The sequence below is a fragment of the Abyssisolibacter sp. ZYX002 genome (assembly GCF_056892235.1).
The window spans coordinates 159,174-175,870 of record NZ_JARMXH010000002.1; the positions used below are offsets into that span (position 1 = coordinate 159,174).

Annotated in this window: 18 protein-coding genes; 5 read left to right on the top strand and 13 right to left on the bottom strand. The window is 29.3% G+C overall.

Features of this window, described 5'->3' with window-relative positions; all coding sequences use genetic code 11:
- Positions 1–13: 13 nt before the first annotated feature.
- From P3X86_RS06765 to P3X86_RS06775, 3 genes are all read right to left on the bottom strand, one after another.
- On the bottom strand, positions 14–1,339 hold the full coding sequence (locus P3X86_RS06765) for a glycine/sarcosine/betaine reductase component B subunit (protein ID WP_483291901.1): 1,326 nt from the start codon (positions 1,337–1,339) through the stop codon (positions 14–16).
- Between the two features lie 666 nt (positions 1,340–2,005).
- Positions 2,006–2,572 carry a nitroreductase family protein gene (locus P3X86_RS06770; protein ID WP_483291902.1) on the bottom strand — a complete coding sequence of 189 codons (567 nt, stop codon included), beginning with the start codon at positions 2,570–2,572 and terminating at the stop codon, positions 2,006–2,008.
- A gap of 95 nt (positions 2,573–2,667) precedes the next feature.
- Entirely contained in the window at positions 2,668–3,468 is an 801-nt protein-coding gene (locus P3X86_RS06775) for a helix-turn-helix domain-containing protein (RefSeq protein ID WP_483291903.1), read from the bottom strand.
- Between the two features lie 236 nt (positions 3,469–3,704).
- Here P3X86_RS06775 and P3X86_RS06780 point away from each other — a divergent pair, with 236 nt between their 5' ends.
- Positions 3,705–4,364 carry a TetR/AcrR family transcriptional regulator gene (locus P3X86_RS06780; RefSeq protein WP_483291904.1) on the top strand — a complete coding sequence of 220 codons (660 nt, stop codon included), beginning with the start codon at positions 3,705–3,707 and terminating at the stop codon, positions 4,362–4,364.
- A 35-nt stretch (positions 4,365–4,399) separates the two neighbouring features.
- Here the strand turns inward: P3X86_RS06780 and P3X86_RS06785 are convergent, their stop codons facing one another.
- The 7 genes from P3X86_RS06785 to P3X86_RS06815 form a co-directional block, all read right to left on the bottom strand.
- The gene (locus tag P3X86_RS06785) at positions 4,400–4,690 is read right to left on the bottom strand and encodes a hypothetical protein (RefSeq protein WP_483291905.1); all 291 of its coding nucleotides are present in this window, start codon (positions 4,688–4,690) and stop codon (positions 4,400–4,402) included.
- A 109-nt stretch (positions 4,691–4,799) separates the two neighbouring features.
- Positions 4,800–7,556 (bottom strand): sigma-54-dependent transcriptional regulator, encoded by a 2,757-nt coding sequence (locus P3X86_RS06790; RefSeq protein ID WP_483291906.1) that lies wholly within the window; start codon positions 7,554–7,556, stop codon positions 4,800–4,802.
- 30 nt (positions 7,557–7,586) lie between these two features.
- Complete coding sequence (locus P3X86_RS06795) at positions 7,587–7,793, bottom strand: hypothetical protein (RefSeq protein ID WP_483291907.1); 207 nt, start codon at positions 7,791–7,793, stop codon at positions 7,587–7,589.
- Positions 7,794–7,881: 88 nt separating this feature from the next.
- A complete protein-coding gene (locus tag P3X86_RS06800; RefSeq protein WP_483291908.1) occupies positions 7,882–8,541 on the bottom strand; it encodes a class II aldolase/adducin family protein in 660 nt (219 codons plus the stop codon).
- Positions 8,542–8,556: 15 nt separating this feature from the next.
- Positions 8,557–9,915 carry a PTS galactitol transporter subunit IIC gene (locus P3X86_RS06805; RefSeq protein WP_483291909.1) on the bottom strand — a complete coding sequence of 453 codons (1,359 nt, stop codon included), beginning with the start codon at positions 9,913–9,915 and terminating at the stop codon, positions 8,557–8,559.
- Between the two features lie 29 nt (positions 9,916–9,944).
- Positions 9,945–10,217 carry a PTS sugar transporter subunit IIB gene (locus tag P3X86_RS06810; protein WP_483291910.1) on the bottom strand — a complete coding sequence of 91 codons (273 nt, stop codon included), beginning with the start codon at positions 10,215–10,217 and terminating at the stop codon, positions 9,945–9,947.
- Positions 10,218–10,293: 76 nt separating this feature from the next.
- Positions 10,294–10,755: a PTS sugar transporter subunit IIA gene (locus P3X86_RS06815; RefSeq protein ID WP_483291911.1), complete on the bottom strand. Its 462-nt coding sequence runs from the start codon at positions 10,753–10,755 to the stop codon at positions 10,294–10,296.
- Between the two features lie 365 nt (positions 10,756–11,120).
- Between P3X86_RS06815 and P3X86_RS06820 the strand changes: the two genes are divergently transcribed.
- The 4 genes from P3X86_RS06820 to P3X86_RS06835 all read left to right on the top strand — a co-directional run bounded on the left by P3X86_RS06820 (position 11,121) and on the right by P3X86_RS06835 (position 14,279).
- Entirely contained in the window at positions 11,121–12,116 is a 996-nt protein-coding gene (locus P3X86_RS06820; RefSeq protein WP_483291912.1) for a hypothetical protein, read from the top strand.
- A 167-nt stretch (positions 12,117–12,283) separates the two neighbouring features.
- Complete coding sequence (locus P3X86_RS06825; RefSeq protein ID WP_483291913.1) at positions 12,284–12,445, top strand: hypothetical protein; 162 nt, start codon at positions 12,284–12,286, stop codon at positions 12,443–12,445.
- A 191-nt stretch (positions 12,446–12,636) separates the two neighbouring features.
- Positions 12,637–13,704: a DUF418 domain-containing protein gene (locus P3X86_RS06830; RefSeq protein ID WP_483291914.1), complete on the top strand. Its 1,068-nt coding sequence runs from the start codon at positions 12,637–12,639 to the stop codon at positions 13,702–13,704.
- A complete protein-coding gene (locus P3X86_RS06835; protein WP_483291915.1) occupies positions 13,701–14,279 on the top strand; it encodes a TetR/AcrR family transcriptional regulator in 579 nt (192 codons plus the stop codon). The genes P3X86_RS06830 and P3X86_RS06835 overlap by 4 nt, the downstream gene beginning before the upstream one ends.
- A gap of 169 nt (positions 14,280–14,448) precedes the next feature.
- Here P3X86_RS06835 and P3X86_RS06840 read toward each other — a convergent pair whose 3' ends face one another.
- From P3X86_RS06840 to P3X86_RS06850, 3 genes are all read right to left on the bottom strand, one after another.
- The gene (locus P3X86_RS06840) at positions 14,449–15,213 is read right to left on the bottom strand and encodes a creatininase family protein (RefSeq protein WP_483291916.1); all 765 of its coding nucleotides are present in this window, start codon (positions 15,211–15,213) and stop codon (positions 14,449–14,451) included.
- A 162-nt stretch (positions 15,214–15,375) separates the two neighbouring features.
- Positions 15,376–15,837 (bottom strand): MarR family winged helix-turn-helix transcriptional regulator, encoded by a 462-nt coding sequence (locus P3X86_RS06845; protein WP_483291917.1) that lies wholly within the window; start codon positions 15,835–15,837, stop codon positions 15,376–15,378.
- Positions 15,838–16,096: 259 nt separating this feature from the next.
- Complete coding sequence (locus tag P3X86_RS06850; protein WP_483291918.1) at positions 16,097–16,675, bottom strand: UbiX family flavin prenyltransferase; 579 nt, start codon at positions 16,673–16,675, stop codon at positions 16,097–16,099.
- Between the last annotated feature and the right edge of the window lie 22 nt (positions 16,676–16,697).

Here is a 16,697-nt window from a genome sequence, read left to right on the forward strand (position 1 = left end):
TCTTTACACCTCCTTAAAATTCCTTCATAGTCTTTGTAGACCATCCAACAACACGGTCTCCACAGAACATTGCGTTATTTTCCATTATTATAGATCCATCTTCTTTCACTGAAGATCCTAATATTTCATCAGTTGACCATCCACCTGATAAACCATCTCTAGCTAATGCTTCTAATTCTCCTATAACTGTCTCCATTGGTGGTAATTTTATTAACTCAGAAACATTACCGCAAGAAACTATAGCATTTGCTTTCTCGTCTAATGTAACTAATGGCTGACTCATACCATCTCTACCAGTACACTCATTAGTTATACCTACAGTCTTTACTCCTGCATCTTCTAATGCTACTACACATGCAATAAAGTCAGCATCAGGGTTACCATAACCTTCTTCTGCAACTATCGCACCGTCAGCACCTAATGACTTAGCAATTTGAGCTACAAATAATGCAGAACGCTCTTTTTGCTCAAGTGCAACATTTAAGTTTGATAATATAACTCCTAAGAAATTAAGTGATTTGCCATGCTCTTTATATAATTGTTTAATAAGAGGTAGGTTTTGGAAATCATATGTTGACCATTTTGATGAACATGGCATAAAGCTTCCTGAAATAACTGCACCATCTAATATTTCATTTGGATGCATAAATGTTGGTACTAAATGATTACAATCCCATCCATATACTAAATCATTGTATCCTGCTTCTTCCATTTGTGATTGTGGTTGAAGTACTAACACTACGTTTTGTAATTTGCTTACTTCTTCTGATCTCTTAGTAATCGGAGCAAGTTCAAATGTTTCTACTTCTTCTGGCTCCAAATCCTTAACTGCATTACCAACATATTCAGCTAGTCTCATTCCAGCCCATCTTAATGCTTTATTTTTCTTTTGCTGCTCTCTCTTTTCAAATTCTTCATCTGTATCTGCTACTAATACTATATTTCTTAGTTGTGAGAAGTAAGTATACTTAGCTCCTTCACCACCCATATCTATCAAGCCATCTTGGAATCCACCCCAGTGTTGTCCTACTACTAAAACACTACAACCTTTTAAAGCATGAGTTTTTCCAGCTCCAGCTTTAACTAAATCTCCAGTTACTCCAGGGAATAACGGATCTCCATTCAATTTAACTCTTGGTTCTATTGCTTCTTTAACTGGTACCAAACGTACCATGTCACCAGGGTTAACTATTTTGATATCAGCTTCTGTAATGTGCTCATCTTCTCTAACAACACTTAAAGCTTCTTCTTTGTTAATAGTTAATACACCATTTTTGAACTCAGTTTTTGCACCAAACTGAATTTCCTTTACATGAAAATTACCTATTTCTAGTTTCAAGTTACACACTCCCTTCTTAATTTATACCTGTAATCATTTATATTAAATTAAATAAATGAGCAAGATAATCTACAATAATATTGGAATTCATTATTATTGTTTGTAGTTTTGGAATTTTTAAGCGTTAAAAAATCTATTTTTAACGCTTATATTTGTTAAAAATATAACATTTAAATTCAAAATAAAAATGAATGAGCGTCTGCAGACAAACATTTTCATTTGAAAAATAATGTAACAAATTGTAAATAATATAATTTTCTTTTTTGATATTTGTAATTTTTTTTGCCAAATGGCATCATCTAGATTATTTAGTAATCATGATTGTTAATATTTTATTTATCTTGATTGTATCATAATCATGATTATTGTACAAGCATATTTTTATGATTTTATCAAAAAAAGCACTTTTTTGTATAATGTAAATTGCAAAACATGTAGAATAATATTTTACTATGTAATATAACGTCAATTTATTCATTTTATTCATTTGTAAAAATGGACTTTTTAAATAGATTTATTTAAAGGCATATGATATAGGTATGCATAAAATAAGAACTCAGAATTGAAATGTATTAAAATTAAGTAACAGAGCTTACTGCGGTAACTTTGATTACAACAAAGAAATTGTCATTTGTCTTTCTGAGGATTGTTCTGTAAAACAATCCCTTATATTATCTTTATTATCTCTGGTTCTTTCCTAGATGGTATATGTGGTATTTGCTCTGGATAACCTATGATTATTGGAGCTACTATCTTAAAATTTTCAGAAATCCCCAACTCTTTTAGCAAATATGGTGATTTAATTTCTGTTGCAAAGTTGATCCAGCATGTTCCAAGATTTCTTGAGGTTGCTGACATCATAAAATAACTAGCTGCAAGTGAACAGTTTATAATCATATTTTTAAGTTTTTTATCTCCAAAAATAAATACTACACTTGGAGCATTGTAAAAAATATTGTAATTTATATTACTCAGCATTTCTTTATATTTTTTTGCATAATCATTGACATTTAATTCTATCCTCTTTAGAATATTAATCTTTGCTTCGTCTGAAATTTTCTTCATCAATTTTGTATCACTAACTATTGAAAATTTCCAAGATTGTTCATTTCCCGAACTTGGAGCAAAGATACTCTCATTAATCATTTCTATGATTATTTCATTTGATACTGCTTCGTTTTTAAATTTTCTAATAGAACGTCTTTTTATTAGTAATTCTTCATATTTCATCATTCATTCCTCCAATTAATAATATTTAAATCTTAAAATACTATATAACAATTGAAGTAAAATTACTTGAATAAACCTACTGTAGCATTAACTAATTATCAAGTATCAAATATAATATTAATATTTTTACAAGCTTTTAAAAGATTAGATGGGGGTATCCCAAACATTTTCTTGTAAGTTCTACTCAGATGTGCTGAATCAGAGAAGCCGCTTTCATATGCAGCTGTTGTAAAAGATTGTCCCATTAGTATTATTCTTATTGCCTTTTTTAACCTTGACCATAAAACATATCGTCGTATTTGTGTTCCCGTTTGCTGTTTAAACAGATGAAATAATCTACTTTCAGATAAATTTACTCTTCTTGCTAAATCTCTAGAAGATATTTTACTTTCTTTAATATTGTCAAATATATTTAGTAATAAATTAATTCTAACATCAAGTTTTATCTGACCGTAATTATTATTAAATATAGAAAAAATTATTTCCTCAGTTAATTTTCTAGCTTCATTACATGAATTGCTACTACTAGAATAAAATATATTAATTTTTTTTATGATATGGCTTACTGTATTATGACTTAGCATGAAATATTTTTTATTATTAAATACATCATTCCTAACTCTATAAAAATTATACAAATTAGGGTCTATTAGAATTATCGCAATATTTCCTGTAATATGATTAACTTTATGCATTTGATTTGAATCAATAACTACTCCTCTACATTCAGTGTATTTATCTCCAAAACTGATTTGTAAATTATCATCTAATCCTATATATATCTCAACAGGATAATGACTATGTAAGTCTGATTTAAAGTTTTTCAATAATAACATTGATGCTCCATCCCAATAATATATTGTACCTTTTTTATTGTTATTTAATTTGTATAATGACAATTTGATCCACCTCTTTTAAGATTTCATCTATATATCTTTAACAACCTTATTATACCATGCAACCTCATCTATTTTTATTATATTTCCCAAAGTTTAATCATTAAGTATAGGACTATAATCATTAATATATATGATAAAGGCTATACCGCTTGATTTTTTCAACTTTTTTCTATATAATAAATCAAGACTCATAAAATTTATACGAGCAGAGCAAAATATTAAATAAAGGTGGTTATATGTCAAATAAAATTATACAAAGAAAAAGAATTATGAGATACTTCATTGATGCTGCTACTGAGATAATAGAAATGCAAGGTATTGAAAATGTAACTATTAGAAATGTAGCTAATTTAGCAGGATACAATAGCGCTACACTATACAATTATTTTGATAATTTACAACATCTTATCTCATTAGCATGTATTAAGTTTTTAAAGGATTATGTTAAAGCTCTTCCAGAGTACATCTCAAAAGCAAATAATACATATGAAAAAACACTTATGATTTGGGAATGTTTTTGTGTACATACATTTACTAAGCCTGAAATATTCGCTTCTATTTTTGTTCATGGTAAAGATAAAAATATAAGTTGTTACATTAAAGATTATTATGAGATATATCCAGAAATTCTAGACCATATGCCAGAAGATCTGCGAAAAATGTTAACTTATAATGATTTATATGATAGAACTTTAGTACTGTTAAACCAATGCTGTAAGGATGGGTATTTTAATGAGAATGATTTAAAATCTATTACTGAATTATCTTATTTTATCTATACTGGTATGCTTTTAGATATTTTATCTGATCAATACAATTATACTCTTGAAATAGCTACTAAAAAAACTATGAACTACTTAAAGAAAATATATGATTCATATAGAATAGATAAATAACAAAGACATCTCTAAAAATTTTGAGATGTCTTCCTTTATTTTAACTTTAAAATAATATTTTCTAATTCCTCAATTCTTTGTTTCATCACTTCTATATCGTCCTGAACACTACCAACTCCAGGTGTCTCAAGTTCAGATCTAGATGTTAATAAATCTTCCTGGGCGTTTATTGCAATTAATATCTGCGATATACTTTGTAAGTAGTTTCCTACGACAAACTGTTGTTCTATGGTTAATAAGTCTCCTAAAACTGTTCCAATAGCAGTAGCCATAAGTGTTGTTATTGTAGTTATTCTATTTTTTACTACTCTCTTACTATCTTCCATACAAACACCAACTTATAAAATAATAACATACTATATATTATTCAATTCTATATAAGATGTTGTGTATATTATATTATTTTATTTTGTAACATGAACTTTTATCACATGTTTATTTTTGTAAATTAATAATTTTAATAATATATGCTATTTCATCATCAGGTATATTAATCTGATATATTCTTTCTAGTACGTTGATCTCACTTTTAATATTGCTGTATAAAAATTCATTTTCTTTTATGTATTCTTTTACTCCCTCATATAATGCTATGTTGTTTCTAGTTAATCTTTCTATCATGCATGATACATGCATAACTATATTAAATATATTTTTCTCATCTCCAAGTGTTATTTTATTACTTAAACTTTCTATGACTTGCTTTATATAAGAAATAGCTATTGGAATATTTAGAAATAATAGATTTTTTTCTAATATTTTTTCTGCTTCTTTATAAATATTCTTTTTATTATGCTCTGTATGAATTACTTGCTGACTAACTAAATATTTTACAAACGCCTCCCTCATAGTTTCACTCAGAACCTCTGAAATATGAAAGAATGGTATTTCTACCCTTGGCTTTAAATTCCCAACACAACATACTATATTGTATTTTTCATTAATATTTTTATATTCCTGACTATCAACGTATGCATTAGAATAATCGAGTGTTATTACCTTTAAATCCTCAATATTCTCGTTGTCTATTATTTCTGTTAACATCGTTTTAGCTATCATACTTGCACCTTGTCCTGTAGCACAAACACTAAGTATGACGTTATTCTTTTTTATTTCATAAGGTTTTTTATTTATCAAGGAGTTATACAATTCATTTATATCTCCATCATTATATATTATCTTTCTAAGTGCCTCTAATGCTAAAGGGGTAGATACTTTATCTATTGTTTTAGTTATTATTCCTGTTTCATTTGATATTCTCTTTCCAAAATTAACAGCTGAGCCCATATCCGCTAAAATCAATACACCTTTACCTCTATCTAGTTCTTTAACCATAGTAAACGCTTTTTTGTATATTTCATCATCTCTACTATCAAGCGACATATCTAACGCCTTAACATAGTTTGAATTAAGTAGCCTATTGCACACATTTGCCATACTTGTTGCTGTATTTTCACCATGAGTAATTATTAGAATACCTATCTTGTCTTTATCCTCACCATCCTGTTCATGTAACATTAGCATTGAAAAGAAGTATATTTCACTATCTGGAATATTAACATTAAGCTTTTGATTTAATAGCGAAACCATCTCTTTTCCTGTATTCCAATACTCTGTGTCTATGTCTGCATTTCTAAGTACATCATAATTATCTATATACGTATTATTATTTATTCTATCAAGTAGAGCTTGTATGTGAAAAGACAATGCGAATAATAGCTTATTTGATAAGCTTTTATCTAATTTGTTGCTAACCTTTTGTAATAATTCTACAGTTATATTAACTACATTTTCATCAATAATTCTATATAAATCTCGTATGTTGTGATTCTGGAAGTTATAATTTTTTATCATTCTATCATAGTACTTATGAGCTTCATCATTTATTTTTATATTTATTTCATTATCGCTGTACCCTAGAAGTTTCAATTCTTCTAATTTGTTTGATAATATATCATATAAATTCTCTTCTGGTTGATCTTCAATGATTTGATGAGTTGTAGGTTTAATCGTTATTTTTGAACTAAATTTGTTCAAGTACCTATCGTTTTTTTGTGAAACAATCTTTTCTTCTAATACTGAATTTTTAATGTCCCTTGATAACATTGAAAATTTTACAAACATTCCTTGCTTATTTTGCAAATGAATTAAAAATGCTTTTGCACATGTCAGCTTGACTTCTGAATATAACCTTCCTATATTACCACCGCACTTTGAGGTAGCTAGAGCTTTTAATGCTTCTACATCTAAAGTTATAGTCATTTTTAGCCTTAATGCTTCTTTTCTAAATAATGCACTAATTATTTCTACTCTTTCCTTTATTGATTTATTTCTGAATGGTGGCAATGTGATAATTACTGGTATTCTTCTAGTAAAAGTTTCTAGTAATGTATTATTGGGGTTTTCAGTCGTAGCAGCTATTATTAGCACGTTACTTTTTCTATTTCTCAGTGTCTCCCCTAATCTGCTAAATGTGCCATAATCCATAAAATGAAATAACATTTCTTGACCATCTGGAGGTAATCTATGAACTTCATCGAGGAATAGTATCCCTCCATTTGCTCTTTCAACTAAACCTTCTTTATCAATATCCGCACCTGTAAATGCTCCTTTTTTATGCCCAAATAATTGAGAAACTAACAATTGTGGATTATTATAATAATCAGCGCAGTTAAAAGAAATAAAAGGATACTCTTTATTACTAACTGCTTTTTTCTCTACTGCATATTCATACATTTTTGTAGCAAATGTTGTCTTACCAACTCCCGTTTCTCCTAGTAATAATGTATGTAAACCATTGCTAGGATACATTATAGCTGCTTTGGCTTGCCCTATTTGTCCTTTCAGACTATCGTCATACCCTACTAAATCACAAAATGGATTGTATGTATCTATCTTATTTATAATACTTTCTAGTTCAGCCTGAGAAATAGATGATTTGATAATATCTGACTTGCTATAGTTTCTTAAAACTTCTAATAATATGAATCTAACTGGCCTGCTATTAATTTTGATGACAGATCCTTCTTTATTTAATTTATTAAGTATAGTGCTCGCATTATTTCTTAAAATACCTAGCTTTTCTTCAATCTCATTAGCATCTATACCTAATTCGTTGATACTTGTTTCTTTAATGTAATTGTGTGTTATAGTTTCACGAAGGTAATTCATTACTCTATCTAACGTTTTCATAATTACTTGCCTCCACTATATGTATCCTATCTAATCTATTTTTCTTGTACTATCCTTAAATCTAACTACTTTCATACTATTAAAATACTTTGGTAAGGGTATTTGTTTAATATATCTCTTTAGATATAGTGACAATATTAGTGCCATACTTGCCATAAAAATGTTCTTTGTCATAACTGAGAATATTAGTGTTACTATGTCAGCTATAACTAACAAGTACCAAATTACTGGTTTCACAAAACCATCTCCTTATGAGAAAATAAAAAATCCCATACATTATACGCATCTTATTTTATTAATAGTATGGGATTTTTACTAATTAGATTTATTTTTTCATGCTTTCTGGATATTTCCACGCTTTGAATTCTTCCTCTGGTATTGCTTCTAATGGCCTATCTGATTTCAAGAAGCTCTTTATAGCTAATGAATGATAGTACATCTGCGCAACCTCTTCTAAGTAAGTTGCTTTGGTTAGAGCAACATCTATATCTTTGTCAACTAGTAAAGCCCCATGCTTTTCCATAAGTACTGCATCTGATATTTTCAGAGGTTCTATTATACTCTTAGCAAGTTCACTCGTTCCCGGTCTACCGTATTTAGCAAGCGGAACTTTCCCCCCATAGGCTAGAGCCTCAAATACTACGCCTTTAATTTCTTCACTACATATAGCAAATGATGTAGCATACATTGAATGTGTATGAACTACTGCATTTATATCTTCTCTTGTCTTATACGCCTCTAAGTGCATCATTGTTTCACTTGTTGGCTTTAATCCCGTTTTATTTTCTACTATGTTACCTTCTGAATCAATTATAATTATGTCATGATATGTCATCTCTGCTCTGGGTAATTTTGTTGGTGTTATAGCTATATAGCCTGTCTCTTCGTCTTTTATACTAAAGTTACCTGACCCATCTAGACATAGTCCGCTCTCACACGCTTTTTTGGCTACGCTAACCACCTTTTTTTTAATATCTTCTAACACTAATAATTCCTCCCTCTATGCTACTTGATTAATGTTCTCATTAACCTTTTTCATATATTTATAATACCACAATGCTAACACTACGTACACTGCAAACACAATCATACCCTTTATATCTCCATTTATTATATTTGCAGCATGTGCCATTATCCATCTAAATCCCGGTGCCTCTAATGTAGACCATATTATAGTCTGACCTGCCTGAATATCTATTGTACCAACTTGTCTTGCTAATTCTGTCACCATAGGAGCAAAATTAGTCGCTACGCCTAAATATAAAGGTGTAAACATTGTACCTAATATAATCATTCTTATTAAATCTCCTCCAGTGATTATAAGCGCAACGGGAGCAAAGCATATATTTATAATCCCACCTAAAGGCAATACTGTATTAAGTCCCATTTTAGAAAGCACCATTGCTAAAACTAACTCAATAGGTACTAGTATAATTGCACAAACCCATACCTCTGCACTACCAGCTAAAAATGGCCAGTCTAAACCAATATAGATTTCTCTGTCTTTGAACTTATTTTTCATAAAGTTACTAGTTGCATCTGCTATAGGTGATAACGCTTGCATGAATAGTTTAGCAACCATTGGAAACAACGTAAGTGCAGTGGCTACTTGAATAGCTGTGGTAAGTATTCCTTTGACATCGTATCCCGCGGCTGCAGCTATTGACCCCCCTACTATGAATCCCATAACACTATTTTCTCCAAAAATACCTATTTTCTCTTTCAAAGATGCTGCATCAACTCTCTTCCCTTTCAATCCAGGTATAAAATCTAGCAACCTATTAACAGGTGCTAACAATATGCCCTGTAACATCATTGGATGAGTGCAAGTTATTCCTGGTATTTTAGATATCCTTTCAATAGGCTTTTGTAATAAATCTCCACTCTTTAACTCTACTATTATTTGTATGGTTGCTATTATGAATGCTGCTGGTAGACTACCTGTTATAGATACAACTATTACAGAAGTAAGTATCTTACTCCATACATTCCACAAATCCACATTTAGCACATTTGTAAATCCAAATGCTAACATTAGTATGTTGACTACTATCTGCAATGGAAATAATGCCAAAGCATACGGCCATGCCCAAGCAATTGCTGACAATGGTGACCAACCAACATCTATAGTACTTAGCTTAAACCCTGTATTCTCAACAAATTTTCCTGCTGCTGGAGATATGACTCCAAACATAAAACCTAATATTACTCCCATTCCTATAAAAGCTATACCTAATGTTAAGCCAGATGTAAATGCTCTTTTAAACTTCATTCCTATACATAATCCTAAAAGTATCATTATAGCAGGTAGAAAAATTCCTGCACCTAAATCTAAAATATAATGAATAATACCATTCATGAATATGCCTCCTTTAGTTTATTATTTGACTATAAATATGATTTTAGCTTTTCAAATTCTTGCTCAATCCCCATTCCTGTTAAGAACGGAATACCATTAATTACTGGCTTGCCATAGTCTTTTGCTACTGATGTGATTGACACATATACATGACAATGATTGATAATTAACTCTAACGACCTAATATCAACTGCTTCTACATTTACATTAAGCCCTTCATCCTCACACATCCTCGCAATTTTTGAAGCCACTGTTTGCGATGTTGCAACTCCTGAACCACATGCTACTATTATTCTTTTCATAATAAATCCTCCTATATATTAAGTTAATATTGCAAATTACCTACTCTTAAAACTATTACTTTTGTTAATCTTATTGTTAATCTCTAAGCAAGCTTTTTATTTCTGATATGTGTGTAGCCTTTTTTATACTATTCAATTTATCCCCATTCGAGAAAATTCCCATTAACTTGCCTAATGTTTTGGGTTGATTCTTAGGGTTTTTAATTGCAAGCATGAACACAAGCTCTGCATTTACTTGTCCGTCATTACTACCCATTTCTTTAAAAACTACTGGCTCTCTTAGATTCGCAACTACTATCCCTGGTTTGTTTACATGTACTGCATCTGTATGAGGAATAGCTACCTGAACACCCATTGTATTTAACCCTGTAGGATAAACTTTTTCTCTATTAACTACAGCATCTATGTAGGATTCTTTTACATATCCCTTTTTATATAATAAACTAGCTAATTTATATAATAAATCTTCCTTATCTTTAGCTTGTACATCAAACAATATTAGTTCATCTTTTACTAGTTCGTTGTCTTGTAAATTCATTTTAATCACCTCAACTATTTTTGTATCATTTTACACAAATTAATATTGCAACTAATATGCCAAGTAGTGCATTAAGCTTTCTATCACATTACTTAATCTCTGTAAGTGCTTGATTTATAACAATTTAAAATAATTATCAAAATAAAAAATAAAGCACAATTTTTGATATGATTATGCACTAATTACGTATGTGTAATTTGAACATTTTTGCGTCTATTATATACTTTATTAAACCCACTTTTATTCTTTAAAACTCTTAAATGACTTTCTATGACCAAAACGCACTACTCTATACCATAGGTATATATATATTATTTAAACTGTGCTATACTGTCAGGGAATTCAAAAATAGGAGGGTAATCATTATGAAAAAATTATTTAAACAAAGTACAATTATTGCAGTGTTAATACTAACAGTTATGGTAACAAATATTACAGCTTTTGCATCAGGTAATTTTGTAAATGGTGACTTCTCAAGCAACTTAACTATACCTACATACAGTAGCGCTTATGTCGATGGTTCTATTAATAGAACTATATTCGCAGGTGCAGAAAAATCAAAAGCAAAACCTTGGGTTTTTGCAGATGTAAAATTAACATCAGTTAGAACTCAAAACGATAAAGTAAACTATGGTGTGTTAGCTCTAAAACGAGCTATAGCATATTTTCAAGACCAAAATCAGCATTTAAAAAACAACGATTATTTTATAATTCTAAACAATGGTTTTATAATAAATAAAAACAACTACAACAATCAAGAAGTTTTTGATCAAGCTAAAAGAACATTGTTAGATAATGAAAGTTATCTAGGAGACACTATTTTTACTGTTGCGTTTTTGTCAGGTGAAAATAAAGTTGTAAAGCAAAGTATGTGGAAACTAATTGACATGATTAATTTAGCCCCTGGAAGTAGCTTTACTTCTAATACTAACTTTAATGTTGGAATAAGTACGCAAGATCAACTAACACTTTCTGAAACTTTGGGCTTGAAAACAGCAGACAAGATGGGCGCTAACTTAGGGATAACAAAATCTGCCACATTAGGTGCACTTGCAGAGATTAATACAGAAATAAATGAAAACTTGGCTAGAACATTTAATTTCTCAAACCAAGTTAATGCACAAAAAACTGAAAACGTAACAGTTAAACACTCAGCGACAAAAAATAGTATGCTAGTGTTAAGATATCAATTAGTAGACAACATTAATGTTGACTTAGAGACTTTTTATAAAATAACTAAAGATTTACAAAATACTATGAACATGGGTGGAAGAGATATTGTAGAGACAAAACCTGCATCTGGTGCATCAGGTATTGATATACCTTCTAATATGATATTTGATGTGATAATCAATCAATAAAAAAGTATTTTGATTTATAGCTATATCGTGGATTCTACCCGATATAGCTTTTTTAATTGCAGAAAATGGGAACAAATCCTAATAAATTAATATCTTATCTATGTAAAACTATTAGTAAAATAATTAACAGTTGTTTGCAAGTATATTTTAAAAGTGAGGTGAATACGATGAAAAAAATCACAAAAAAATACAGACGTAACACAGTAGTTGCTTTTAAACCTTATTGCAATCATTGTGTATGTAATTGTGGTTATGAATGGCGCAATGATAGTTCTCAGCTAACTAACCATACTATACTACAAAAAGAACTTGATCCTTATTTACCATAATTATCATCAAAATAAAACTAAAAGAACTTTTCTCTAAAACCGAGAAAAGTTCTTTTTTGTCCACTTTAAAATGAAATATTAATTAAAAACTCTACTTTTTTCTCTATAGCATATTAACAAAATATACTATTTGACATACCAAAAAATGTATGGTATTATTTACTTGACGACCGTTAAGTAAGGAGGAAATTATGAAAAGAATATTAGGCTTTGATATAGCTAGAGCATTAGCAATTTTAGGTATGATGTTAGTTAATTATCATATTGTATTTTCCTACGGAGTTGTAAAATATAATGGTATTAATAATTTTTTATGTTTATTTGAAGGTAGAGCAGCAGCTGTCTTTCTCATACTAGCAGGTATAGGAATAAGCCTTATGACTAAAAAGAGTTACGAAATACAAGATAATATAAATAAATATAAAGATAGATTAATTTTAATAAAGAGAGCAGCTTTTTTATTTGTACTAGGGTTTATATTACTAGTAGTATTTGAGTGGACTGCAGATATACTACATTTTTATGGAATTTATATAATTATTATAGCTTTGTTTTTCTTGTTTTGTACGCCAAAAAAACTAGTAATCAGTATAAGCATCGTTTTAGCTATAACTTTTATATTGCAACTTACTTTAGACTATACGGCAAATTGGACTGGTGATTTTACATACTATAATAATTTGTATACTTTAAAAGGCCTTTGTCTTAATACATTTTTCAACGGCTATCATCCAGTTTTTCCATGGATTGTATTTATTTTATTAGGGCTAATATTAGGAAAGCTAGATTTTAAAGACCCAATAATACTCAATAGAATGATTGTTGATGCTTTTGCATTAGCTATTATTGTTGAAGTAGTTAGTATTATTTTTATTGAAGCTTCTGGACATTGTGAAATTACAGTTTACATATTTAACACTAAGCCAATGAATCCTACTATATTCTATGTTTTTGCTTCTAGTGGATGGGCTACCGCTTTTATAGGTATATGCGTTAAATTGTGCATGGAATCTAAAAATAGTAAAATAATTAAATATCTTGCTACAACAGGACAAATGGCTCTAACTCACTATGTTATCCATTGCGTTATAGTGCTAACTATTTTTACACTAATAGATAATTTATCTTATAAAGATGAACTATTTGTTGTTATATTATCGACTTTAGTATTTCTGTTTATGATAGTTTTTTCTAATATTTGGATAAAATATTTTAAGAGAGGTCCTTTAGAATTAATTATGAGGAGGATAACAAAATGACTATAAATAATACAAAAATGAAAATTTTAGATGTTTCTTATGAAATGTTTGCAAGATTAGGATATGAGCAAACTTCTTTATCCAATATAGCTAAAAAATTAGGTGTTAGTAAACAAGCTTTGTGTTACCATTTTAAAAGTAAAGAAGAAATATTTGAAATACTATACGAATGTATTATTGAAGATATAAAAGCAAATCATTATATCAATAATAATATAAGTAGTAGAGATGAATGTTACAGCAATATATTAACTTTAGGTTATAATATGATAGATTATTATATCGAAAATCCCGAATTTCCATTAATTATGATGCAGTATTTTTTATTAGGATTAAGGAATGAGACAATAGCAAATCTTACTGATAAACTCATGAAACAGGTTAAAATCTACTACAAAAAAATAATTGGTATGTGTGTGAAGTTTGACATGATTAAAAGCAATCAAGAAGATTTATATGTACATATTTTTGAAATGATAGATCAAAGCATTTTAGAAAGATCAATTCACTTACCTAAAACAACTCTCTATGATATTTGGAAAACATTTGTAGATAAAATGTTAAACAATAATTGATTAAAAGTCTCAAATAACACTTTTATATTGATCAAATTGCATAATGTTATCATATAATAAGCTGTAGAAAAAAGACAACTATAAATTATCTACTCTCTACAGCTTTAAGCAATAATATCGATGTATTACCATCTTAATTATTATGTTATGTTTGTAATTATGTTATTAACTAAAGACAAAATTTTTTATTATTTTTTATTTTATAGTCAATTATATAATCTACACATATTTCCATACTCACTTTGCCAACCTCAGCAGTTGCAACAGTAGCATCACCTAGTATACCATTATTAGATGTAGCTTTAAGTCCTTTCATTTCGACACTCTCAAAGGTTTCCTCAATTGTACCCAAGAACCCAGTTTCTGCTTTGCTCATATCTACATATTGAGGCCAATATGCTAACATCTCAGAAGTTTCAATTCCACCAGCGTGAATACCTCCTACAGTTTGATCCATTTCAGCGGATTCAGAAGATGTTTCACTCATTTTAGACATATCTTCAAGAGTTAAAGTATTTATTATACAAAAATCAGGATGTTTCTGTGATAATTTTTCAGCCATATCTTCAGCAACATCAAAATTACCTCCATGTGCTGGTGCTAAAATAATATTTGTAAATCCATGTCTAACATAGCTATCTACATAATCTTCTATGAGATCTCTAAAAGTCGATTCTCTTAAAGTAAGTGATCCCGGAAATTCCATAAAATCTTCTGACAGACCCGGTCTAATAGCAGGAGCAACTAACGCTTTCTCAAGTCTTCTGGCAATTATTTCTGCTAATGAATAACCTAATAAAGTATCACAACTGATAGCGATATGTGGGCCATGTTGTTCAATAGCACCTAAAGGAATAACCACCGTTCTAACACCTGCGTCCATAGCTTTTTTTATTTGTACCCAAGTCATTTCTTCTAATAAAAACGTTTTCATTTATATTTCCCCCTTTCTTTTTATTGATTTAATTATATAGGTTAAATAGCTTGTTGTCAATTATGTTTGTTAAATTACTCGATTATTGTTTTATAGGTAAACTATAAATAATGTATAAAAAAACTAGCCAAGTCCAATCTCGACTAGATTTATATCTAACAATTACTTTTGCTCATCTTTAGTTTGTACTAAATAATCTATATAATTTTCTAAAAAGTTAATTATTAGCTGTTGATCTTTTTCTGGCAACTGACTAATATGAGTCCAATCATCGTGACAATGCTCTGCATGAAACGCATTATGCCCTTCATAAGCCAATCTTCCTTTACTAGTAAGAATATAATACACTTCTTTATTGTTACTTACAGCTTTTAACTTTCTTATAAGACCCTTTTTTTCTAACTTTGATGCAGTCTTAGAGACAACACTTTTAGCACTTCCAGTAAATTGTGATAATTTACTAACATTATAATCGGGATTATCATGTATAGCTTCCAGTAGGTGAATTTCAGCTGAAAAAATCTCTACATCTGTCCCATATTTATTTGATATACGCGATACTGAAATAAGGTGATTAGTTATATTTCCTATCAAAGCATCAATTTTTGCTATATTATTTATCATGTTACCTCCTTATATTTATAAATATTATCATTAAATCAATGTATTTTTGAATAATAATTATGATGAAATTGCTTATTTAATAAAAATTTCTACTTATATATAATATTTTATAGAAAATGTGTAGTTTATTCAAGTTTAAATAAACAACTTCTCTCTTTATTATAATTCCATTTGTAGATTAAATGTAACCCAAAACAAAAGAGCTCTAAGAATTTCTTAGTCGCTCTATATAAAAAACAAGGTAGTTTATAAACCTACTTTAGTTTGTTTCACCCCAACGTTTAAATTTGTTAACCTCTATACCGAATTTATATAATATTTTCCCTATTATATGAATCTCCATCTCTTGTATTGTGTTCGGGTTATTATAATACGTAAGCATAGGAGGCATAATAGTTATATTGTGTAACTTTGATATATAACAAAGATTATCTAAATGGATATGACTAAGAGGTGTTTCTCTGATACATAATACCAGTTTTCTACCCTCTTTGATATTTACATCAGCCGCCCTTAAAAGAAGGTTGTCTGAATACCCATGAGCTATACCACTTAATGTTTTCATACTACAAGGAAGAATTATCATTCCCTCAACTTTAAAAGTACCACTTGCAATACTAGCCTCTATATCTTTGTTATCATGATATACATCTGCTAAGCTTTTTAATTCTTCTATATTCATATCTGTTTCAAAAGAAAGAGTCTTCTTTGCTCCCTCTGTAACAACGAGGTGAATTTCGTATTCTTTAAACCATTTTAGTTCTTTAAGACAACATATAGCAAGAGGAATACCACTTGCTCCACTTACACCAACAATTATTCTCTTTCTATCCATCATAATTTTCTACCTCCCACGCTGT

Excerpts from the sequence above, each read along its gene's own strand:
- P3X86_RS06785 (WP_483291905.1), bottom strand. The coding sequence starts at position 4,690 with ATGGAAGATAGTAAGAGAGTAGTAAAAAATAGAATAACTACAATAACA.
- P3X86_RS06835 (WP_483291915.1), top strand. The coding sequence starts at position 13,701 with ATGACTATAAATAATACAAAAATGAAAATTTTAGATGTTTCTTATGAA.
- P3X86_RS06780 (WP_483291904.1), top strand. The coding sequence starts at position 3,705 with ATGTCAAATAAAATTATACAAAGAAAAAGAATTATGAGATACTTCATT.
- P3X86_RS06805 (WP_483291909.1), bottom strand. The coding sequence starts at position 9,915 with ATGAATGGTATTATTCATTATATTTTAGATTTAGGTGCAGGAATTTTT.
- P3X86_RS06770 (WP_483291902.1), bottom strand. The coding sequence starts at position 2,572 with ATGATGAAATATGAAGAATTACTAATAAAAAGACGTTCTATTAGAAAA.
- P3X86_RS06825 (WP_483291913.1), top strand. The coding sequence starts at position 12,284 with ATGAAAAAAATCACAAAAAAATACAGACGTAACACAGTAGTTGCTTTT.
- P3X86_RS06815 (WP_483291911.1), bottom strand. The coding sequence starts at position 10,755 with ATGAATTTACAAGACAACGAACTAGTAAAAGATGAACTAATATTGTTT.
- P3X86_RS06810 (WP_483291910.1), bottom strand. The coding sequence starts at position 10,217 with ATGAAAAGAATAATAGTAGCATGTGGTTCAGGAGTTGCAACATCGCAA.
- P3X86_RS06830 (WP_483291914.1), top strand. The coding sequence starts at position 12,637 with ATGAAAAGAATATTAGGCTTTGATATAGCTAGAGCATTAGCAATTTTA.
- P3X86_RS06850 (WP_483291918.1), bottom strand. The coding sequence starts at position 16,675 with ATGATGGATAGAAAGAGAATAATTGTTGGTGTAAGTGGAGCAAGTGGT.
- P3X86_RS06790 (WP_483291906.1), bottom strand. The coding sequence starts at position 7,556 with ATGAAAACGTTAGATAGAGTAATGAATTACCTTCGTGAAACTATAACA.
- P3X86_RS06820 (WP_483291912.1), top strand. The coding sequence starts at position 11,121 with ATGAAAAAATTATTTAAACAAAGTACAATTATTGCAGTGTTAATACTA.
- P3X86_RS06845 (WP_483291917.1), bottom strand. The coding sequence starts at position 15,837 with ATGATAAATAATATAGCAAAAATTGATGCTTTGATAGGAAATATAACT.
- P3X86_RS06840 (WP_483291916.1), bottom strand. The coding sequence starts at position 15,213 with ATGAAAACGTTTTTATTAGAAGAAATGACTTGGGTACAAATAAAAAAA.